The organism is Streptomyces sp. DSM 40750, from assembly GCF_024612035.1.
Taxonomy (GTDB): Bacteria; Actinomycetota; Actinomycetes; order Streptomycetales; family Streptomycetaceae; genus Streptomyces.
Genome location: NZ_CP102513.1, coordinates 3,827,017 through 3,847,060, shown reverse-complemented (window position 1 = coordinate 3,847,060; position 20,044 = coordinate 3,827,017). Strand labels below are relative to the sequence as shown.

The 20,044-nt window shown below is 68.3% G+C and carries 18 protein-coding genes and 2 pseudogenes; 13 read left to right on the top strand and 7 right to left on the bottom strand.

Annotated features, from left to right (window positions below):
• Window positions 1–7: 7 nt before the first annotated feature.
• Window positions 8–1,321, bottom strand: a complete 1,314-nt coding sequence (locus JIX55_RS17245; protein ID WP_257564218.1) for an ABC transporter substrate-binding protein — start codon at window positions 1,319–1,321, stop codon at window positions 8–10.
• A 261-nt stretch (window positions 1,322–1,582) separates the two neighbouring features.
• Here JIX55_RS17245 and JIX55_RS17240 point away from each other — a divergent pair, with 261 nt between their 5' ends.
• The 6 genes and pseudogenes from JIX55_RS17240 to JIX55_RS17215 all read left to right on the top strand — a co-directional run bounded on the left by JIX55_RS17240 (window position 1,583) and on the right by JIX55_RS17215 (window position 7,638).
• Window positions 1,583–2,344 (top strand): hypothetical protein, encoded by a 762-nt coding sequence (locus JIX55_RS17240; protein ID WP_257564217.1) that lies wholly within the window; start codon window positions 1,583–1,585, stop codon window positions 2,342–2,344.
• Window positions 2,345–2,868: 524 nt separating this feature from the next.
• Window positions 2,869–3,102, top strand: a complete 234-nt coding sequence (locus JIX55_RS17235) for a type II toxin-antitoxin system VapB family antitoxin (RefSeq protein ID WP_257564216.1) — start codon at window positions 2,869–2,871, stop codon at window positions 3,100–3,102.
• Window positions 3,099–3,506, top strand: a complete 408-nt coding sequence (locus tag JIX55_RS17230; RefSeq protein WP_257564215.1) for a PIN domain nuclease — start codon at window positions 3,099–3,101, stop codon at window positions 3,504–3,506. Before JIX55_RS17235 ends, JIX55_RS17230 begins: the two co-directional genes overlap by 4 nt.
• A gap of 71 nt (window positions 3,507–3,577) precedes the next feature.
• Window positions 3,578–3,739, top strand: a pseudogene (locus tag JIX55_RS17225) (TetR family transcriptional regulator C-terminal domain-containing protein); the annotation flags it as partial.
• 438 nt (window positions 3,740–4,177) lie between these two features.
• Window positions 4,178–4,618 (top strand): Lrp/AsnC family transcriptional regulator, encoded by a 441-nt coding sequence (locus JIX55_RS17220; protein WP_257564214.1) that lies wholly within the window; start codon window positions 4,178–4,180, stop codon window positions 4,616–4,618.
• Between the two features lie 50 nt (window positions 4,619–4,668).
• Entirely contained in the window at window positions 4,669–7,638 is a 2,970-nt protein-coding gene (locus JIX55_RS17215; protein ID WP_257564213.1) for an aminotransferase, read from the top strand.
• 575 nt (window positions 7,639–8,213) lie between these two features.
• Here JIX55_RS17215 and JIX55_RS17210 read toward each other — a convergent pair.
• Window positions 8,214–8,552 carry a TetR/AcrR family transcriptional regulator C-terminal domain-containing protein gene (locus JIX55_RS17210; RefSeq protein ID WP_257564212.1) on the bottom strand — a complete coding sequence of 113 codons (339 nt, stop codon included), beginning with the start codon at window positions 8,550–8,552 and terminating at the stop codon, window positions 8,214–8,216.
• A 74-nt stretch (window positions 8,553–8,626) separates the two neighbouring features.
• Here JIX55_RS17210 and JIX55_RS17205 point away from each other — a divergent pair, with 74 nt between their 5' ends.
• Window positions 8,627–8,872: a hypothetical protein gene (locus tag JIX55_RS17205; protein ID WP_257564211.1), complete on the top strand. Its 246-nt coding sequence runs from the start codon at window positions 8,627–8,629 to the stop codon at window positions 8,870–8,872.
• Window positions 8,873–9,014: 142 nt separating this feature from the next.
• Here the strand turns inward: JIX55_RS17205 and JIX55_RS17200 are convergent, their stop codons facing one another.
• The 3 genes and pseudogenes from JIX55_RS17200 to JIX55_RS17190 form a co-directional block, all read right to left on the bottom strand.
• Window positions 9,015–9,566, bottom strand: a complete 552-nt coding sequence (locus JIX55_RS17200) for a cupin domain-containing protein (RefSeq protein ID WP_257564210.1) — start codon at window positions 9,564–9,566, stop codon at window positions 9,015–9,017.
• A 59-nt stretch (window positions 9,567–9,625) separates the two neighbouring features.
• Window positions 9,626–9,901, bottom strand: a complete 276-nt coding sequence (locus JIX55_RS17195) for a cupin domain-containing protein (protein WP_257564209.1) — start codon at window positions 9,899–9,901, stop codon at window positions 9,626–9,628.
• 69 nt (window positions 9,902–9,970) lie between these two features.
• Window positions 9,971–10,231, bottom strand: a pseudogene (locus JIX55_RS17190) (4-aminobutyrate--2-oxoglutarate transaminase); the annotation flags it as partial.
• 903 nt (window positions 10,232–11,134) lie between these two features.
• On the opposite strand from JIX55_RS17190, the gene JIX55_RS17185 reads away from it, so the two are divergent.
• From JIX55_RS17185 to JIX55_RS17160, 6 genes are all read left to right on the top strand, one after another.
• Window positions 11,135–12,322 carry a branched-chain amino acid ABC transporter substrate-binding protein gene (locus JIX55_RS17185; protein WP_257564208.1) on the top strand — a complete coding sequence of 396 codons (1,188 nt, stop codon included), beginning with the start codon at window positions 11,135–11,137 and terminating at the stop codon, window positions 12,320–12,322.
• Between the two features lie 22 nt (window positions 12,323–12,344).
• Window positions 12,345–13,256 carry a branched-chain amino acid ABC transporter permease gene (locus tag JIX55_RS17180; RefSeq protein ID WP_257564207.1) on the top strand — a complete coding sequence of 304 codons (912 nt, stop codon included), beginning with the start codon at window positions 12,345–12,347 and terminating at the stop codon, window positions 13,254–13,256.
• Between the two features lie 5 nt (window positions 13,257–13,261).
• A complete protein-coding gene (locus tag JIX55_RS17175) occupies window positions 13,262–15,094 on the top strand; it encodes a branched-chain amino acid ABC transporter ATP-binding protein/permease (protein WP_257564206.1) in 1,833 nt (610 codons plus the stop codon).
• A 1-nt stretch (window position 15,095) separates the two neighbouring features.
• Window positions 15,096–15,851, top strand: a complete 756-nt coding sequence (locus tag JIX55_RS17170) for an ABC transporter ATP-binding protein (protein ID WP_257564205.1) — start codon at window positions 15,096–15,098, stop codon at window positions 15,849–15,851.
• A 202-nt stretch (window positions 15,852–16,053) separates the two neighbouring features.
• Complete coding sequence (locus JIX55_RS17165) at window positions 16,054–17,505, top strand: amino acid permease (RefSeq protein ID WP_257564204.1); 1,452 nt, start codon at window positions 16,054–16,056, stop codon at window positions 17,503–17,505.
• Between the two features lie 99 nt (window positions 17,506–17,604).
• Window positions 17,605–18,573 carry a hypothetical protein gene (locus JIX55_RS17160; protein WP_257564203.1) on the top strand — a complete coding sequence of 323 codons (969 nt, stop codon included), beginning with the start codon at window positions 17,605–17,607 and terminating at the stop codon, window positions 18,571–18,573.
• 27 nt (window positions 18,574–18,600) lie between these two features.
• Here JIX55_RS17160 and JIX55_RS17155 read toward each other — a convergent pair whose 3' ends face one another.
• On the bottom strand, window positions 18,601–18,783 hold the full coding sequence (locus JIX55_RS17155) for a hypothetical protein (RefSeq protein ID WP_257564202.1): 183 nt from the start codon (window positions 18,781–18,783) through the stop codon (window positions 18,601–18,603).
• 625 nt (window positions 18,784–19,408) lie between these two features.
• Complete coding sequence (locus JIX55_RS17150) at window positions 19,409–20,038, bottom strand: TetR/AcrR family transcriptional regulator (protein ID WP_257564201.1); 630 nt, start codon at window positions 20,036–20,038, stop codon at window positions 19,409–19,411.
• Between the last annotated feature and the right edge of the window lie 6 nt (window positions 20,039–20,044).

Genomic DNA, 20,044 nt, shown 5'->3' with positions numbered 1-20,044 from the left:
CGGGGGCTCACTGGGGCGGGCGGATCCAGTCGGTCAGGGGCTTGAACTGGCCCTTGCCTTCGTACTGGTAGAACCTCGCCTGGTCGTTGCAGACGGCGGAGGCGTCCGGGTACTTGCCGCACTTGACCTCGGCGGCGCCCATGATGACCGGCCCGGGGAACTTCTTGAGCCGCTCGGTCACCGACGCGGGGGTGATCTTGTCCGGGCCGATGGCGTTGAGCACCTTCGCGTACGTCAGGATCGTGCTCCAGCCCAGCGGCGCGAAGACCTTGGACTGGTCGTCCTTGCCCAGCCCCGCCTGCGCCGAGGCCTTCAGGAACGCCTTGGAGTCGGCGGCCGAGGAGTCCATCGGCAGCGTCTGGGCGACGCCGTACGTCCAGGTGGGCAGGTCCCCTCCGAGCCCTTGGGCGACATCGGGGGACATGCACAGAGGTGTGGAGACCACCGGCTTGGTGACATTGAGCTGCTTCAGTGCCTTGGCGATCCCGACGCATCCGCCACCGACGGAGATGGGCACCACGACATCCGCGGTGTTCGCCCCGGCCGCGGTGACCGGGCCGATCAGATCGGTGGACTGCGCGTCGAATCCGACGGACTTCACCTTCAGACCGGCGGCTTCCAGGCCCTTCACCGCTGCCCCGGAGGCGATCTTGTCGCCGGGCGTGCTCGTGTGGATCACCGCCGCGGTCTTCGCCTTCAGCACGTCACGGGCGTACGTGCCCCAGGTGCCGAAGATGTGCGGCAGGTCCCCGAACGTGCTGAAGGTGTTCTTCGCGGTGGGCATGGTCGGGCCCGTCGCCACCCCGACCAGCACGGGCTTCTTCCCCGCGATCACGGAGTTGAAGGAGGCGTCACCGAGGTAGAGGTTGCCGACGCCGATGGCAGAGACCTCTTTGGCACCGAGCAGTTGCTGGCCGCACTTCTGTCCCTCCTCCTCGGCGGACACCACCGTGCAGACGTTCAGCTTCAGAGGGTGCCCGCCGATGCCGCCCAGCCTGTCGTTGACGTACTTCACGGCGGCACGGGCACCCAGGGTGGCCTCGGGGTTGCCGCCCGGGCCACCCTCGACGTTCACCCAGCCCAGGGTGACCGGGTCGAGGTCGGCGTCGGCCTTGCCCGCCTTGCCGCCGACGTAGTCGAGGTAGTCGGTCACGACGTCACTCGCCGGGCGCGAGTCCGCACTCGCGGATGAGCCGCCCCCGGAGGCGCCGGTCGATGAGGGTGCGTTGGTGCCCGATCCGCCGCATGCGGCGACGCCCAGCAGGGGCGCGATGGCGGCGGAGACGAGGCCGAGTCTTAGGGGGCGTGAGATTGCGGGCATGCGGGATCCTCCAGGATCGGAAAACGGCAGGGCGGTGCCCGGCACGGCATGCGGGGAGAGCACGGAAGGCAGAGGAAGGCAGGAGGGCGCACTGGGATGACCGGTGCCTCGGACCAGCCGGAGGAACTTCGAAAGACCAGGTGATCGGCACTTTCGAGTTTCGTAACTTTCTTACGGATCGGGAATCTAGGTGTACGCTGGCGCCCTGTCAACGCCCCGGTTCACATCGAATTAACGATCATGCAATGGGAGGGGAAGGACATGACGGAGCACATGACGGAGCGCGCCGTGAGGCGCAGGCTCCCTCGGCGCTCACCCGAAGAGACCCGGGCCCTCATGCTGGAAGCGGCCACCAAACTCGTATGCGCCGGCACCTCCGACACGAGCGAGGCGGCTGTCTCCGCGGCCCTTGCCCACATCCGCGTCAAACGGGTCACCGAGGAAGCCACCCGCATCATGCGGGAGAGACTGGGCGACGACACGGCACCGGCGATAACCACCGGATCCATCTACCAGATCTGGCCCGCCCAGGCCGACTTCCAGGCAGATCTCCTCTTCCACCTCACCAGCCGACAGGCCGAACTGGTCCCGGGGCTGCCGGAGAGCATCCGCCGTTTCAAGGAGGCGGTCGACAACGGCACGACCTGGCAGGAGGCTCTCAACGACGTCCTGACGGACAACCACGAGAACCACCGCGTGGACCCGATCTACCGCGTGCTGCTCGGCTTCTACGCCAGCGCCGCCAACCCACGCGTCCGCGACGCCCTGGGGCACTACGGCGAGTCGTTCACCGAGGTCGCCTGCGAGGCGTACCAGACGCTGCTGGACGCCTACGGGCTACGCATGCGCGCGCCCTACAAGGTCGAGCACCTCGCCACCACCATCGCCGCCCTGCTCGACGGCTTCCACATGCGCTGGATCGCCGGACACCCCAACCTGGAGGACCCGGAAGGAGAGGACGGCTGGTCCCTCGCCACCCGGGCCGCCGTGATGGTGTTCGACCAGTTCACCGAACCGGCGTAGGCGGGTTCGCACGGCCATACGTCGATGAGCGCGGAGCGTCTCCGACAAGGATGGAGGCGCGGAGACATGGCGCACCCAGCCTGACCAGCAAAAGCGTCACGAATGGACACTGATTGGCAAGGGCCGCCAAGATCCTCAAAGGACTCATAATCCGTCGGCCGTGGGTTCGAGTCCCACCCGCCCCACCACTCGCTATGCCAGGACAATCGATCTGACCAGCAACTATGCTGGTAGGGCAGCGAGTTGAGGGACGCTGGTAGCGCGTCTCGATGGGAATTTCCATGATCGACAGGGCGGATTCGGGACGTCGATTCCAGTCAAGTCGGTCATAGGGTCCATGGGGTGCTTCGTGTCGGGATGCAGCAGACCCCGCTGATCCGTCCTGTGTCGGGAAGCGGCCCGAATGGGAGCGCCTCATCACCCTGCGCACCTCCCTTGAGCGGTCCGTTGCGATCGGTGGCCGTATTGCTTCAATGTTGGTGATGTATCTTGGATGCATACATTGCGGATGTTGGAGGTGTCCGGTGTCCGTCACGCAGATTGATCTCGACGACGAGGCGCTGGCCGAGGCCATGCGGCTCATGGGTACCACGACGAAGAAGGAGACCGTCAACGCGGCTCTTCGGGACTACGTGGCGCGGATCAAGAGGCTTGAGGCCGCGGAGAAGCTGGCCGCGCGAGGTTCGCGTGGCGAGTTCGAGCAGGCCGCAGCGGCGCATGACGCCGAGAAGCGTGCGCGACGCGAGGCCTTCGAGTGATCAGGTATCTGGTGGACACCTCGGCTCTGTGGCACCTGTTCCGCACCCCAGGCGCGCTGCGCCGCTGGGAGGGACACATCGCCGCCGGGGTATTCCACCTGTGCGAGCCGACACGTACCGAATTCCTCTACTCGGCGACCAGCCCGTCTCACCGAGATGAGCTCGCAGAGGAACTGGACGCGCTCTGTCTGCTCTCTCCGGTTCCAAAGAACGCCTGGCGGTGGGTCGACACCGCCCAGTACAAACTGACCCAGCGCGGCCGGCATCGGGCGGCGGGAGCGATCGACCTGTTGGTGTGTGCGACAGCTGTGCACCATGGGCACACCGTCCTCCACGTGGACAATGACTTCGCGACGGTGGCCGGAGTCCTCAAGGAAGTTCAGCAGCGAGACGCACGAGCCTGATCACCTGAGGAAGGGTCCACGTGTGTCGGCCCTTTGGCCTCTCGGCCCCTCCTGGTTTTGCCGGCGGGTATGAGTTCCAGCCGGTCGACCCGGACCGTTTCGCCGCCCGGCTGCGGGCGCTGCTCGACGGGTTCTCCATCCATGTGGCGATCGGGCTGCGGGGCGCGGACCGGGTGCAAGTCATGGGCCGCGTACGGGAGTTCCTGGACGGCAGCCTCCTCGCGGACTCCTGAGTCCACGTCCAGGTTGTACGCGATACTGCGGATTGCCCCTGTAGCGCGTGGTGCGTTCAGGCGTCTCCTCCGGGGCGGCGCTGCTGCTCGCGCTCACCGGAACGGCCGCCGCGCCGCACCCCTGCGCTGCAAATCCGCAGCCCGCCGACTCCCACCGGCACCCCCGGCCGCCCACACCTGCCCGGTCTGTCAGGGCATCTTCACCGCCAACCCCCGTCTGCGGCAGGTCTATTGCTCGCCCGACTGCCGACGCGACGCCGAGCGGCCCGGCCCTCCATCACCAACCGGGTTCCCGACATCACCCCTGAGCGCGCACGGGAACCCACCCACCCGATTCGCTCGATTCCATTGTCTTCACACTTGAATCGAGCACGCGGATCCGGCATTGTGCTTGAAACAAGCGCAATGCCTGCCGTTCAGGCAGGAGAGAGGTGCTGCATGGACGACATCGACCGGGCCATCCTGCGGGAGCTGCAGGTCGACGGCCGGATCCCTTACGCCGATCTGGGTCCGAAGGTGGGGTTGTCACCCTCGGCCGCGAGGCTCCGGCTGCAGCGGCTGATCGACACCAAGGCGGTCCAAGTCGTCGGAGTGACCGACCCGATGACGATGGGCCAGCAGTCGATGGCACTCCTGGGCCTGCGCATCGACGGCGATCCCCGGGCGGTCGCCGATGAACTGTCCCGGCACGACGAAGTCGTGTACACGGTCCTGACGGCCGGCGGCTTCGACCTGTTCGCGGAGGTGGTGTGCCCTCAGCCCCGGGATCTTCTGGACTTCATCAACGACGTCGTGCGGCCCGTCGAGGGTGTCGCATCCGTGGAGAACTTCCCCTACTTCGCGATTCACACTCACCGCTTCCTGTGGCACGTCGACTGAGGCATCCGAGCGTCCGAGCCCTGTTCGCCCGCACCAGCCGAGGAACCTGCATGCTGCCCGACGAGTACCGCACGATCGACTTCTTCACCAAGGACGCCCTTCCCGCACCCCGCATGGCGCCGGCCGAGGCTGAGCTCATCGCTGCCGAACACCTCGGCATCACTGCTCGCGCGCAGGCGCTGGGCAGCCAGCAGGACGCCAACTTCCTGCTGCACGCCGACGACGGGACGCCCGTGGCGATTCTGAAGATCGCCAACCCCGCCTTCGGCACGGTGGAGATCGAAGCCCAGGACGCGGCAGCCGACCTGATCGCCTCGGCCCGCCCGGAACTGCGCATCGCCACGGTCCTGCGCCGCCCTGACGGCACCCCGCGGCGCACGACGGTGGACACCGAGACCGGTCCGGCCGTCGCACGCCTGCTGCGCCACCTGCCCGGCGGCACGCTCTCGGGACCACGGCACCTGTCCCCCGGCAGCGTGGCGGGCATGGGCACGATCGCCGGGAAGGTCAGTACCGCCCTGCGCGACTTCCGGCACCCGGGCCTCGACCGCGTGCTCCAGTGGGACCCGCAGCACGCCGATCGCGTCGTCGCCAAGCTCGCCGGGCACATCGACGAACCCGACCGGCGCACCGCCGTCCGGACCGCGACCGCCGAGGCCTGGGCGCATGTCCGGAAGCTCGCCGCCACGCTGCCGTCGCAGGCCGTGCACCTGGACCTCACCGACGACAACCTGATCCGCCGTCCCGACAGCCGTCCGCCCATGCCGGACGGGGTCATCGACTTCGGTGACGTGACCACAAGCTGGGCGGTCGGCGAACTCGCCGTGTCACTGTCCTCGATGCTCCACCACGACGGTATCGAGCCTCACCACGTGCTGCCGGCCGTCCGCGCCTTCCACGCCGTTCGGCCACTCTCCCCCGAGGAAGCCGATGCGGTGTGGCCGCTCGTGGTCCTGCGCGCCGCCGTCCTGGTGGCCAGCGGGCGGCACCAGGCCGCCGTCGACGAGGACAACGTCTACGCCAAGGCCGCGCTCGACCGCGAATGGCGCATATTCGAACAGGCCACCCGGCTGCCCCTGCCGGTGATGATCCGCCTCATCAGGGACGCGACGGGCATGGCCGACGTGCCTGCCCGGACCGCGCAGGCCGATGCGCCGGTGCGCCCTCTCCTGCGGGACCTCGTCGCCGACGACATCACCCTCCTCGACCTGTCCACCGACGCCGATTCCATGGACCATGGAGCCTGGACGGACGCCGGCACCGAGGCCCGGCTGGTGACCTCCGCGCTCGCGGACGGAGCGGCCGCCGTCGCCATCCGGTACGCCCATGCGCGACTCACTCGGACACCAGTGCTGTCGACGGTGTCCACCGCCACGGTGTCCACTGGAATCGACCTCTGGCTCGGCCGGGATGCCGTGGTGCAGGTGCCCGCCGCGGGGAAGGTCCTCGCTGCGGCGCCGGGCCACGTGGAACTCACCTACGGCGCGCAGGCGCTGTCGCTGTCCTTCCCCCGCGCGGTCCAGCCCGTGGTCACCACCGGTGCGGCGGTGCAGGCGGGCGAGGACATCATCCACCTCAGCTCCGGTGCCTCGGTCCACGTTGCGCTGCGCGACGCCGACGGCCCCGCTGCCCCGCGCCTGGTCCGTCCCGAGTACGCCGCCGGCTGGCTCGCGCTCACCGCCGACCCCGCCCCGCTCCTCGGCCTCCCGGCCGACTCCGACCGTACGCGCGAGAGGGACCTGCTCGACCGGCGTGACGCCGCGTTCGCCACCGTGCAGGAGCACTACTACGCCAATCCTCCGCGTATCGAACGTGGTTGGCGCCACCATCTGCTGTCCACCGACGGCCGGTCGTACCTCGACATCGTCAACAACGTCACTCCATTGGGCCACGCCCACCCCCGCGTCGAGCAGGCGGTCTCCCGGCAGTTGCGGCGGCTCAACACCAACTCGCGCTTCCACTACGCCTCCGTGGTGGAGTACAGCGAGCGCCTCGCCGCCCTCCTCCCCGACCCTCTGGACACGGTGTTCCTCGTCAACTCCGGTTCGGAAGCGGTGGATCTGGGCCTTCGCCTGGCCATCGCGGCCTCCGGCCGGCACGACGTCGTCGCGCTGCGCGAGGCGTACCACGGCTGGACGTACGCCTCCGACGCGGTCTCCACCTCGCTCCAGGACAACCCGAACGCCCTGGCCACCCGCCCGAGCTGGGTGCACACCGTGGACTCGCCCAACTCCTACCGCGGCCGCCACCGCGGGTCGGATGCCGTGCGCTACGCACCCGAGGCCGTCGCAGTGATCGACGAACTGGCCGCTGCCGGCCGCCCGGCGGGAGCTTTCATCGGCGAGACCTTCTACGGCAACGCCGGAGGAGTCGCCCTTCCCGACGGCTATCTCGCCCAGGTGTACGCGGCGGTACGGCGTCACGGCGGCCTGGCCGTCGCCGACGAGGTCCAGGTCGGATACGGCCGCCTGGGACACTGGTTCTGGGGCTTCGAGCAGCAGCAGGTCGTCCCCGACATCGTCTGTGTCGCCAAGGCCATGGGCAACGGACACCCCCTCGGCGCCGTCATCACGTCGAAGGCGGTCGCGGACCGGTACCGCGACCAGGGCTACTTCTTCTCCTCCACCGGCGGCAGCCCCGTCTCCAGCATCGTGGGCCTCACCGTCCTGGACACCCTGCGCGACGAAGACCTCCAGGGCAACGCGGCGCGCGTCGGCGGCCATCTGAAAGGCCGGCTCGAGGCACTGGCCGACCGCTACGGCATCATCGGCGCCGTCCACGGCTCGGGCCTCTACCTCGGCCTCGAACTCGTCCGGGACCGCGCCGGCCTGGAACCCGCCACAGAAGAGACCGCCGAACTCTGCGACCGCATGCTCGACCTCGGCGTGATCGTCCAGCCCACCGGGGACCACCTCAACATCCTCAAGATCAAGCCACCGCTGTGCATCGACACCACCGCAGCCGACTTCTTCGCCGACAAGCTCGACCTGGCCCTCACCCAACTCGGCCACTCCCGCTGACGCCGCACATCCGCAGGCCCGGGGCCCGGCGGCGTGTACGGCATCCATCCGAGCCGCTGGACTGCCCAGGCCCCGGCCCTCGCCGATGACCGGAATCGGCAGGCTCGTCACTCAGGCCACGCTTGCCGCGTGGCTGGGACTGAGCCAGGAACGATCAGGGTCGGATGGAGCGGGCGGTACACCCCCGGCACTACTTCCTCTGGAACCTCAGATCCCAGTCTCCAGGCGTCCAAGATCAAGGGGAAGCTTCACGAGCAGGGAACGCCCGAGCTCGGCCACCGCCGCGAACGGCGCCAACCGAGGCCACCGCCGACACGACCTGCAGCACCACCGCCGCGGCGAGCCGGCCGCGGATGGGTGCCAGCAGCACACCGAGGTCCCCGGCGTCGGCGCTCACGTCGGCGTGTACATCCGCAACGCGTCCCGTCCCTGCAGGCCCGCCCTGGCTCGGTCGGCGAGCCGGCCGAGCAGGGCGGTGGCCTGGATGATCTGCTCGCCGGCGTAGCGGCGGCTGGCCGGGGTGAGTGGCCTGGCCTACGAGGCCTGAGCCTGCGGTTCCCGGTCCGGGGCGGGACTCAGCGGTTCCGCCCCGGACCGTAGTGTCCGAGGAACATGTCCACCCCGCTCACGATCAGGCGGTCCGTGAGGCTCTCGTCCATGTGCGTGCCGTAAGTGCTGAAGACCATGTGGGGAAAGACCAGCAGCGCGTACAGCTGGACGATCGCGGCCTCCAGGTCGGGGATGACCAGCCGACCCTGATCCGCGAGCGCGCGCAGGGCGCCGGCGACGGCCGGATGGTGGCCCTCGGGACCATGGCCCTGCCAGGCGCGGCCGAGTTCGGGGAACCGGTGCTGTTCGGCGGCGACCAGGTTGCGCAGGGCGATGACGTCCTGGTTCGTCCTGACGCCGTGCACCCAGGTTCGGGCCGTGTCGACGAGGGCGGCGCGCAGGTCCTCCGCCTCGGGCAGCCCTTCGATCCGCGCTGGGCATGATCGAACACCACGAGGCGGGCCTCGCCTCCGGCGTCGTCAACACCTTCCACGAGGTGGGCGGCTCGATCGGCGTGGCGGTCGTCTCCACGGTCGCCGCCTCGGGCATCGAGTCCGGCTCCGTCGGCGGATTCACGGACGCCTTCACCGTCTGCGCCCTCGCGGCGGTGGTGAGCGCCGCGGTGGCCCTGGGACTCGTACCACCCGGCAAGCCGCAGATGGCCGGGGGCCCGCACGTGCACTGACACGTCTGCGAATGGACGGCCGGCGGTTTTTCCGCCTCCCGCTGCCCGCAGCACTAGGCGATCCGCAAGCCGCGCCCGGCGACGCACATGCACCGTGTCGCGTCGGCCATCCACGCGGATGGCGTCGCGGGTGGACGGGGCGCTACCCCTGTCCGGACCGGAGCACATAGAGGCTCGGCAGGTTGATGACCACGGCCTCCTGCGTGCTGCGAGCGATCACGACGACGGCCTCGTCGTACGGGTCGGGGTTCTCCTCGCGGTGCGGCACGAAGGGCGGGACGAAGACGTAGTCGCCCGGCCCGGTGCGCAACCGCACCTCCTCGGGCTCCGCTCCGTATTCGGCGGGGTCGGCGAGGAAGACGAACTCGGGGTGTCCGTTGACGATGTAGATGGCGGTCTCGGAGTCGCCGTGGTGGTGGTCGGCCGAGGCGGTCGCGGGCGCAACCGTGGTCTGCCCCATCCACATCCGCTCCGAGCCGACCCTGGCACCACTGATCGCGGCGAAGCGACGCATACCGCCGGTCTGCGCCGTGCCGCCGTCCAGGTCGTCGGCGCGGATGTGGTGCACCCGCCGGCGTGCCTCGGGCAGCGGGCCGCTCGGACCGTCGGCCAGGTCTGGGTGGAAGCCGTCACGGGCGCAGTCCTCCGTCGCGGCGGAGACGGGCGGGGTCGGCAACGAGGGTTGTGAGGTCATGGGAATCGTCCTGGGGATCGGGGGCGGAATCCGTCCTACGGGCCTGGTGTGGCGCGCTCCTACCTGAGCTCGACTTCGACAAAGCGGAATTCGTACCCGTTCACGTTGACGAGGTTGTGCGCGACACCGGCAGACCGCGCGTAGGAAACGCCTGCGCGCATCTCCACATCGCGTTCCCCCGCTGGATCCTCCACACGCACCGTGCCAGTGACCAGGGGAACCACCACGTAGTCGTGTGCATGAACGTGATGGCCCGTTTCGGCGCCCGGGGCGAAGCACCACTCCGTGACAACGACTCGATCCGTATCTATCTGAACAGTCGGCTTTGCTTTCACGCCTGACCACCTCCATGAACAAGCGGGACCGGCCTGGAGTCACACCAGCGGCGGCGGGAAGCGCAGCACATTGCTGAACAGCGCCGCCTTCTTGGCGTGGTCACCCGGGGCCGGCTCGGCCAGGGCCTCGGCGAGCTCCACGTACTCCTCGTACGGCGTCACTGTGAAACAGGTGTGGGTGAAGTCCGTCAGCTGCGCGAACGCGCGGCGTGCTACCGCCGCCACGCTGTTGCCGACCGAGGTCGTGGCGACCGACGTGCGGGCCGGCAGCCGCGACTTCGGACCGGGAATGGATGTGACGAGTCGGCGCTCCTGGGCAAGTTCGCTCATGACGGGCGTACTCCTTCTTCGTTCGGTGTTTGTGCCGTGCATTTCCCGCAGATTAGGAGGATTTCCGATGGGCCCGCGCACTCCGATGAGGCGCAGCGGCGATGTCGTCTTCGACGCGGCGGACGGTTCCATTGAGTGCCGGTCCATGCGGGTACGAATGCGAGGGTCAACGGATGGAAGGAGCCTTGACCGTGAATCTTGGAAACGGCTTATGTGCCTCGCGTCAAACCAGTTGATTTCGTGTCGGAAGTCGTCTTGTGGGCGATCGGGCCGCGCTGACCCAACGGGAGTGGCGGCGTCGGGCGTTGTAGCCGTGTAGCCGTCGGAACGTGTGGAGGCGGGCCGCACACGCGTTTGCTGGAGCGGGCGATGCCGAGCAGTTGACACAACCGCTTGAGGCCGAAGCGGCGCTGGTGGTCGGCGACGAACTTCAAGCGGTTCACCTGCGCGTCTTCCCAGCCGAACGCCTTCGACGGCGACCCTCCACGGCACGTCGACAGCAACCTCAACCGCTCTGGCCACACTGGCATTTGGCAGACCTCAGCCATGCCTCAGCCATGCCTCAGCGACCGCCTCTTCCGCCACGCACGAACCTCGCCCGGTTCGCAAGCTCCACTTCGGACAATCGGTGGATGGTTGTCGTACGCGATGGAGCATGTACGAATTTCAAATCCCTCCTTAGTCTTCCCTCATTTATGTGCCGGGGAATTTTCCGCACCCTTGATCAGAAGACTCCAGACGTTTTAAAGCCTCTGTTGTGCAAAGTGTTTTGGAAATCTACCGTCTGTGCCCACGTAGTCCGGCGTTATCGGCCTACGCGCCAGCGGAGATGCTTCATTGCATCCCAGCGCGGCCGCATAGATATCCGCATGCAGCAGGAGTCCTGCTCTAGGAGGCGTTCCAGTGATAGGTAACCGGTACAGATTTGTCGGCGCCGGCGTCGCACTGACCAGTGTCGCGCTGGTCTCCGCCTGTGGTGGCAACAGTGCGTCAGGCGGCGACAGCGGGACCGGCGCGATCAAGATAGGTGTGGTCGCGCCGCTGTCCGGGGACTCCGCCTCCGCCGGCACGGACATCGTGAACGCCGCCAAGCTCGCGGCCAAGGAGATCAACAAGGACGGCGGCCTGCTGGGCGGCCGGAAGGTCGAGCTCGTGGTCGTCGACGACGCCTGCGACGCGCAGACCGGCACCGCCGCGATGCAGAAGCTGATGTCGCAGAACGTGGTGGCCGTGGCGGGCGGCTACTGCTCGGGTGCCGCCATCGCCGAGACCGTGATCACCGACAAGCGCAACGTCCCGTTCATCGCCGACGCGCAGACGAACGTGCAGATCACCGACCGCGGCCTCAAGCACGTCTTCCGCACCATCGGCCGCGACGACAAGCAGGGCGAGTTCGCCGCGAAGTACATGGTGGAGTCCCTCAAGGCGAAGAACGTCGCGATCATCCACGACAACACGGCCTACGCGAAGGGCCTCGCCGAGGCGGCCAGGACCAGCCTCGGAAAGGTCGGCGGCAAGGACGTGTTCTTCGACGCCATCACCCCCGGCGCCAAGGACTTCACCTCCTTCCTGACCAAGGTGAAGAGCACCGATCCCCGGGCGATCTACTTCACCGGCTACTTCGCCGACGCCGGCCTGCTGCTCAAGCAGGCACGCGAGCTGGGCATCACGGTCCCGATCATCGGCGGCGACGCGACTCAGGACGCGACCGTCATCAAGACCGCCGGCTCGGCCTCCGAGGGCTTCGCCACCACGACCGCTCCGCTGCCCTCCTTCATCAGCTCGGCCGCCGGGTTCGTCACCGCGTACAAGAAGACGTACAACACCGACGCGGGGCCGTTCGCGCCCTACGAGTACGACGCGATCAAGGTGATCGCCGACGCCATCGGACGGGCGAAGTCCGCCGACTCACAGAAGATCACCGACGCGCTGCACGCCACCAAGGACTACGAGGGCATCACCGGCACGATCAACTTCGAGCCGAACGGCGACCGGAAGAACGCGGTCTATGTGACCGCCGTCGTGAAGGACTCCAAGTTCGTCCCCGGCAAGACCCTCGACGCCTCGGGCGCCTGGGTCGACGCGGGCTGACCGGGCCGGCGCACAGACCGACATGAACGAATTCCTTCAGTACACGCTCAACGGCCTGACGGTCGGGGCGTTCTACGCGCTGGTCGCGTTGGGCTACACGATGGTGTACGGGATCATCCGGCTCATCAACTTCGCCCACGGCGACTTCTTCATGGTGGGCGGCTTCCTCGCACTGGGAGTGCTCAGCCTGCTGGCGAACGGCGGCATGCCGGCCGGTGTCCTCGTCGTGGTCGCGCTCGTCGCGGCCACGGCGGTCACCGGCGCACTCGGTGTGGCTTCCGCCCGTATCGTCTACCTGCCCCTGCTCAAGGCCCCGCAACTGTCGCTGCTGGTCTCCGCCCTCGGACTGTCGCTCGCCGTCGAGTACGGCACCGCGCTGTCGCAGGGCACCGGCTTCAAGAGCGTCCCGCACATCGGCTTCCTCTCCGCCGAGAACGCGATCCAGCTGACCGACAGCGTCCGGCTGACCTACGCCCAGCTGGGCATCTTCGGTGTCAGCGTGGTGCTGATGGCCGCGCTGTTCTTCTTCGTGCAGCGCACCGTCACCGGCACCACAATGCGCACCCTGGCGATGGACCAGGACGCCGCACGGCTGATGGGCATCAACGTCGAGCGCACCATCCTGCTGACGTTCCTCATCGGCGCCGGGCTCGCCGGCACGGCGGGCACCATGTACGCCCTGTACTACCCGCAGGTCAACTTCCTGATGGGCTTCCTGCTCGGCCTGCGCGCCTTCACCGCGGCTGTCATCGGCGGCATCGGCAACATCCCCGGAGCCATGGTGGGCGGCGTGATCATCGGGCTGCTGGAGTCCTACGCCACCGGCTATGTGTCCGGGCGGTGGACCGACGTGGTCGTCTTCGGCACGCTCATCGCCGTACTCGTCGTGCGACCGAGCGGTCTGCTCGGCGAGCGCGTGGCAGAAAGGGTGTGACAACGATGCGTGGACTTCTGGACTCACCACGGTTCAAGCTGCCCTCCCTGGCCGTGTTCGCCGTGATCCTCCTCGCCTTCCCCAATGTCGCGGGTGACTACTGGACCGACGTCGGCGTCAAGGTGCTGCTGTACGTCGTCCTCGGCTTCGGCATCAATGTCGTGGTCGGCTACGCGGGCCTGCTCGACCTGGGCTACTCGGCGTTCTTCGCCATCGGCGGCTACACCACGGCCATCCTCGTCGGCAACTACGACGTCAACTGGTGGCTCACCCTGCCGATAGCGATGCTGGTCGCCGCCATGGGCGGCTTCATCATCGGCTATCCCACGCTGCGGCTGCGCAGCGACTATCTGGCGGTCGTCACCCTCGGTTTCGGCGAGATCGTCCGGGTCACCGCCCAGAACCTGGAGTTCACGGGCGGGCCGGAGGGCGTCATCATCCCCTCCCGCCCGGTGCTCTTCGGCTACTCCTTCGACGACACGCTCAGCATGTACTACCTCGTGCTGGCGATCGCCGTCGTCGTGGGTCTGGGCGTCACCAGTCTCACCCGCTCGAAGATCGGCCGGGCCTGGGAGAGCGTCCGTGAGGACGAGAAGGTCGCCGAGGCGGTGGGTGTTCCCTCCATCCGGGTCAAGGCGCTCGCCTACATCGTCGGCGGCGTGATCGCCGGCCTGGCGGGGGCCTTCTTCGCCACCTACATCGGCATCGTCAACCCGACCAGCTTCACCTTCCTCACCTCGGTGCTGATCCTGCTGGTGGTCCTCATCGGCGGACGCGGCAGCCTGGTCGGGGTGTTCCTCGGCGCGCTCGTCGTCCAGGGCATGCCTGAGGTGCTGCGGGGCATCGGCGACGAGTGGCGGATCTTCCTGTTCGCCGTACTCCTCATCGTCCTGATGTTCGTACGGCCGCTGGGCCTGTGGCCCGCGCGCACCCGGCGCGGGGCGCGGCTCGCCGACTCCGCGCAGGAACCGCCGCTGCCGCGGACCGCCGTGGCCCTGGGGGAGCCGCTGCTCGAAGTACGCGGCCTGACCATGCGGTTCGGCGGGCTGCTCGCGCTCAACGACGTGGCCTTCACCGTCGGACGCGGCCAGGTCCTCGGCGTCATCGGACCCAACGGCGCGGGCAAGACCACCGTGTTCAACTGCGTGACGGGCGTGGTCGAGCCGACCTCCGGAGAAGTCCTCCTGGGCGGTGAGTCACTGATCGGGCGCCGTCCCCACGAGGTCGTACAGCGGGGCATGGCCCGCACCTTCCAGGGGGCGCGGCTCTTCGGCGACATGAGCGTCGTCGAGAACGTCCTCGTCGGCATGACCTCGCGGCTCAGGAGCGGCGTACTGACCTCACTGCTGCGGCTGCCCGCCCAACGCCAGGAGGAACAGCGCGCCGGTCGCGAGGCCCGCTACTGGCTGGAGTTCGTGGGCCTGTCCGACAAGGCCACGCGCCTCGCACGCGAGCTGTCGTACGGTGATCAGCGCCGCCTCGACATCGCCCGCGCACTGGCCGGCAATCCGCTGGTGCTGCTCCTGGACGAGCCCGCCGCCGGGATGAACCCCAGCGAGAAGACCGACCTCATGGAACTCGTCTCCCGCATCCGGGACCGGGGCGTCACCGTCGTACTCATCGAACACGACATGGCCTTCGTCATGGGACTGTGCGAACGGGTGCTCGTCATCGAGACCGGTACGCGGCTCACCGAGGGACTGCCGGCCGAAGTGCAGCAGGACCCCCGCGTCATCGAGGCCTACCTCGGGGTGGACGAGGACGACGACGGTGACGCCGAGGGCGCCGGCATCGGCCCCGACGAGTCCACCGCCCCGACTCTCGCGAAGGGCCACTGAGATGGCATTGCTCGAAGTCACGGACCTGGATGCCTCCTACGGCGCGATCGAGGCTCTGTCCGGAGTCTCCCTGCGGGTGGAGCCGGGAGAGATCGTGGCGATCCTCGGCGCGAACGGCGCGGGCAAGACGACGCTGCTGCGCACCCTCACCGGGCTGCACCGGGCGAAGTCGGGCAAGGTCCTGCTCGACGGACAGGACATCACCCGTACACCGGCGCATGACGTCGTGGGCATGGGCTTCGGCCATGTGCCGGAAGGACGCCGGGTGTTCGCCGCCCTCGAAGTCGACACGAACCTGACGATGGGCGGCTACCTGTCCCGCAAGGACACCGCGGCACTGGCTCAGCGACGACAGCAGGTGTACGAGCTGTTCCCGCGTCTCGCCGAGCGGCGCGACCAGCTCGCGGGCACACTGTCCGGCGGCGAGCAGCAGATGCTCGCGATCGGCAGGGCGTTGATGAACGCACCGCGGTTCCTCGCCCTGGACGAACCGTCGCTCGGTCTGTCCCCGCTGTTCACCCGCAATATCTTCAAGATCGTGCGGCAGATCCGGGACCAGGGCACGGCGGTCCTCCTCGTCGAGCAGAACGCCCGCCAGGCGCTACGGCTCGCCGACCGGGCCTACGTGCTGGAGACCGGCCGGGTCGCACTGGAGGGTCCGGCCGCGGAACTGGCCGCCGATCCGCGGGTGAAGGCCGCCTACCTCGGCGGCTCCGCGGAAGTCCCGCCGCAGGACGCGGTCGTCGACAGCGCCTGACCAAAAGCGCCGGGAACCCCGTCGGGGTTCCCGGCGCCTCTCATACCAGGCCGGCGACAGGCGCTACTGGCCCTGCGGAAACCGTAGCTCGCCTGCCTCGCAAGGCCATGCAGGTGTGCGCCCGTCCCTGACCTGCGGTAGCGCGTCTGGGAACCGCCAGTCCGCCTGGATCTTCGAACTAGCCCTTTAGTCAAGGATGTTCATGAGTACGACGCACGGCAAGAGAGCCCTGTCGCCCGGCACCCACGAGCAGACTCATCGCTCGGACGGTCTGCAGGCCGGACTCAAGAACCGCCATCTGTCCATGATCGCCATTGGCGGGATCATCGGTGCCGGCCTCTTCGTGGGCTCTGCCTCGGGCATCGCCAAGGCCGGACCCGGCATTCTGCTGTCGTACGCCCTGGTCGGTGCGTTGGTCGTCTGCGTGATGCGGATGCTCGGCGAGATGTCCGTGGCCAACCCCACGTCCGGTTCCTTCTCCGCCTACGCCGACCGGGCGCTCGGCCGCTGGGCCGGGTTCTCGATCGGCTGGCTGTACTGGTTCTTCTGGGTCGTGGTGCTCGCTGTCGAGGCGACCGCGGGTGCCGTAATCCTCGAAGGATGGATACCGGCCCTCCCGCAGTGGGCCTGGGCACTTGTCGTGATGGTCGTTCTCACAGCCACGAACCTGGCATCGGTCGGCTCCTTCGGCGAATTCGAGTTCTGGTTCGCGGGCATCAAGGTCGTCGCCATAGCGGGGTTCGTCGTCATCGGCGGACTGGCGGCCTTCGGTGTACTGCCCGGCTCGGACAACCCGGGGGACGGCTTCGCCAACCTCACCGCGCATGGCGGCTTTCTGCCAAACGGCGCTGACGCGATCCTCTCCGGCATGCTGTTGGTGGTCTTCTCGTTCATGGGCAGCGAGATCGTCACCCTCGCCGCCGGTGAGTCCGAGAACCCGCAGCGTGCGGTCACCAGGGCCATCAGCAGCGTGATCCGGCGGGTCGGCTTCTTCTACCTGGGATCGATCCTCGTCGTGGTCTGTCTGTTGCCGTGGAATGATCCGGCGATTACGGAAAGGGGCTCGTACGTCGCGGCCCTGGACGCGATCGGCATCCCGCACGCCAGCCAGGTCATGAACGCCGTCGTGCTCACCGCTGTCCTTTCCTGTCTCAACTCCGGTCTCTACACCGCCTCCCGGATGGCCTTCTCGCTCGGCCAGCGCGGCGACGCGCCCAGGGCCTTCGCGCGCACGACCATGCGGGGTGTCCCGCAGGCCGCGATCCTGGCCTCCGTCGTCTTCGGCTTCGTCGCCGTCGCCTTCAACTACCTGTGGCCGGACACGGTCTTCCAGTTCCTGCTGAACTCCTCAGGCGCGGTCGCGCTCTTCGTGTGGCTGGTCATCTGCTTCTCGCAACTGAGGATGCGGAGAATCATCCTCCGCGAGAACCCGGAGAAACTTCTTGTCCGGATGTGGCTCTTCCCGTACCTGACGTGGGCGACCATCGCGGTCATCACGTTCGTGCTCGGCTACATGCTCACCGACGACAGTGAGGGCGGTGGACGGATCCAGGTGCTGCTGTCGGTACTGGTTGCCGTGCTGGTTGTGGCGGTCTCACTGGTCCGGAGCGGTATCGGCCGAAACGCCAACGACGAAGTTGTCAGCCGCTGGTAGACGCCGGCGTGCGTTCAGTGGAACCCCGGATGCTGCGGCGTCGGTATCCGGGCCCACCACAGGAAGAACCGGAGCCCACCACAGGAAGAAAGTGACGGCATGTCCGCCTTCAGACGACGCAAAGGCAACTCTCCTCGCCTGGCCCCCGAACTCGACGACGTAGCCCTGGGCCGGGTCCGGCGGCGCCTTGACATCAGCTGGGCCCGCGGCGAACTCGATACCACGGTCATCGCACTGATGGAGAAGGTGATCCTGGACGCAGGGCAGGACTGGGACCGTAAGGCGCACCGCCTCGGAGTGCTCGCCGAGGCAGCCGGGCGGGCACTGCCACAGATCTGGCTGCGTCAGGCCCCGCAGGACCCGGGAGCACTCCTGCTGCACGCCTGGTCGGAGGTGACGCACGCGCGGGCGCAGGGAACGCACGCGGACCTGAGCAGCATCCGGGAGGCCTGCTTGCGTGCGGCCGAGCTGATACCCGCCGACCCCACCCCCTGGACCGTGCTCCTGGCCGCGATGAGATGTGAGCAGGAACCCTACGGCGAGGTGGGGCCGGTCTGGCGGGAGATCAAGGCCCGGGATCCGTGGAATCGGGAGGCGCATCTTCAGGCCTTGGGCTATCTGTCACCGGACGAGTGCGGTTCCACCGGGCAGGTGCTGGATCTGCTCGACGGCCTTCGTTCCGTGATGCCGGCCAGGGCTCCCACGGTCGGTTTGGAAGTCACCGCGTTCGTCCACGCCTACCAACGCGCCGTTTCCGCCGGCGGCATGGCGGCGCTGAACGCCGGTGACTACTGGAGACGACCTGATGCGTCCGCGGCACTGAGCCGAGCGGCGCGTGACTGGCCGCTCCCTGGATTCCTCGGCCACGCGGCGGCCCTGGCGGATCTCAACGTGCTGGCCTACGCGTTGGTCAAGGCCGCCCTGATGGACGAGGCCGTTGTCGTGCTGCGCGCCACGGCAGGCATGGCGACGCCTTGGCCATGGAACGCGGAGGGAGACCCCTTCGAACGTTTTGCGTACTGGCACGGCGCGATCTCACGCGCCCGGCCCGCGACCAGCCGACGATGACCGCGCGGCTACCAGGCTCCTTGTCACTCACAACGGGCCGGAGGCTGTTACGCGTGAAAGCGAAGTCAAAATGCGGTCTCCGAGATACCGGCCGAGCAGGTCTTCGACGTCATGGAGCAGTTCCGGCCGGATCAGCTCTGCCAGCTCCTCCCGGCTGCGCAGGCCGATCACCGCGCGACGACCGATCTCCTGCGGCCCGCCCAACGTCACCCTGAACCCCTCGGTGGTGACAACGGCCGCGGTGCGGATCCGCCGGCAACGCTCAGCTGGGCGTGAGCCACCGCACCGGCTGCGGCCTGTCCCCGGACCGTGACCACGCCGCCGCCCGCCGCATCCTCTCCCCGCGGCCTGCTCGCCAGGGCCGGGTCGGCTCGTCTGCCAGTTCTGCGGCCTGAGCGGCCGGCGGCCGCACCGGCCCGTCCCGCAGCTGAGCGCCGATGATCCGCAACGCCGGCGGCAGGTACTCGCCCAGTCTCGCAAGTCGCGGCGCATCGGCCCGCTGTTCGCCGGCGCATCCGTCACCGGTGTCACCGGCACCTGGCACCCGGCACCTGGCCCAGAATCGACGGCATTGGATTGGGTGGCTGCGGTGCAGGCAGGCCCTACTGGTGCGGCTCGACTGCCGTGCCGCGGCGCCCGCTCGCGCGGAGAGCACCAAGGCAGTGGCGTCTCAGGCCTCGTGAGGGTTCCGGCCGGCGATGGCCGGTGGGGCCGGGAAACGGCCCGAACGGAAAACGGCCCTTGATCGGACAGGGAGCTGCGGATATCGCGGATCGGTGACCTGTCCGGGAGTCACCGCCCGCCGTGGCTATGCCCATCCGTGCGCGCTGACGTTCTACGGCTTGGTGAGGTCGGCCAGGAGCGCGGTGATCACGCGGTCGGTGGAGGCGGCCATGTCGACCGAGTCGGGGGCGAGCAGCCACTGGATCTGGAGGCCGTCCATGACGGCGATGATCGCGTTGGCCGCGTCTTCGAGGTTCAGGTCCGTCCGGATCTCACCGAGTTCGCACGCCTCGGCGAGGGCCTCGGTGACGAAGACGCGCAGTCCGGTGTAGCGGTCGCGGAAATAGTCCTGCGCGGGGTGGCCTTCGGTGACGCTCTCCGCCGACAGGACGGCGTACAGGCGGACGATGCCCTCCCGGTCGGCGTTGCGGCGGGCCGTATCGACCAGGTGGCGCAGAAAGGCCAGGCCGCGAGGGCGTTCACTGCCGAGCTGTTCGATGTCGGTGTCGTCGCGCAGGGCGAGGACGCTGGTGAGCAGTTGGGCCTTGGAGCGGAAGTAGTGCAGGACGCCGGCCTGGGTGACTCCCGCACGGTCGGCGATCTCCTGCAGGGAGGCGTTGTTGTAGCCGCGGGCGGCGAACGTGTCCATGGCGATCTGCAGGATCTCCTGGCGCCGCTGCTGGGCTTTGAGGCTCTTCCCCGTGCGGGGCTGCCGCTCCCCGTTCGGCGTGCTCTCGCTCATCGTGCG

What these genes read in the sequence shown, in the direction of transcription:
- JIX55_RS17245 (WP_257564218.1), bottom strand. Translation starts at nt 1,321, where the DNA reads ATGCCCGCAATCTCACGCCCCCTAAGACTCGGCCTCGTCTCCGCCGCC.
- JIX55_RS17240 (WP_257564217.1), top strand. Translation starts at nt 1,583, where the DNA reads ATGACGGAGCACATGACGGAGCGCGCCGTGAGGCGCAGGCTCCCTCGG.
- JIX55_RS17220 (WP_257564214.1), top strand. Translation starts at nt 4,178, where the DNA reads ATGGACGACATCGACCGGGCCATCCTGCGGGAGCTGCAGGTCGACGGC.
- JIX55_RS17215 (WP_257564213.1), top strand. Translation starts at nt 4,669, where the DNA reads ATGCTGCCCGACGAGTACCGCACGATCGACTTCTTCACCAAGGACGCC.
- JIX55_RS17205 (WP_257564211.1), top strand. Translation starts at nt 8,627, where the DNA reads ATGATCGAACACCACGAGGCGGGCCTCGCCTCCGGCGTCGTCAACACC.
- JIX55_RS17200 (WP_257564210.1), bottom strand. Translation starts at nt 9,566, where the DNA reads ATGACCTCACAACCCTCGTTGCCGACCCCGCCCGTCTCCGCCGCGACG.
- JIX55_RS17180 (WP_257564207.1), top strand. Translation starts at nt 12,345, where the DNA reads ATGAACGAATTCCTTCAGTACACGCTCAACGGCCTGACGGTCGGGGCG.
- JIX55_RS17175 (WP_257564206.1), top strand. Translation starts at nt 13,262, where the DNA reads ATGCGTGGACTTCTGGACTCACCACGGTTCAAGCTGCCCTCCCTGGCC.
- JIX55_RS17170 (WP_257564205.1), top strand. Translation starts at nt 15,096, where the DNA reads ATGGCATTGCTCGAAGTCACGGACCTGGATGCCTCCTACGGCGCGATC.
- JIX55_RS17165 (WP_257564204.1), top strand. Translation starts at nt 16,054, where the DNA reads ATGAGTACGACGCACGGCAAGAGAGCCCTGTCGCCCGGCACCCACGAG.
- JIX55_RS17160 (WP_257564203.1), top strand. Translation starts at nt 17,605, where the DNA reads ATGTCCGCCTTCAGACGACGCAAAGGCAACTCTCCTCGCCTGGCCCCC.
- JIX55_RS17150 (WP_257564201.1), bottom strand. Translation starts at nt 20,038, where the DNA reads ATGAGCGAGAGCACGCCGAACGGGGAGCGGCAGCCCCGCACGGGGAAG.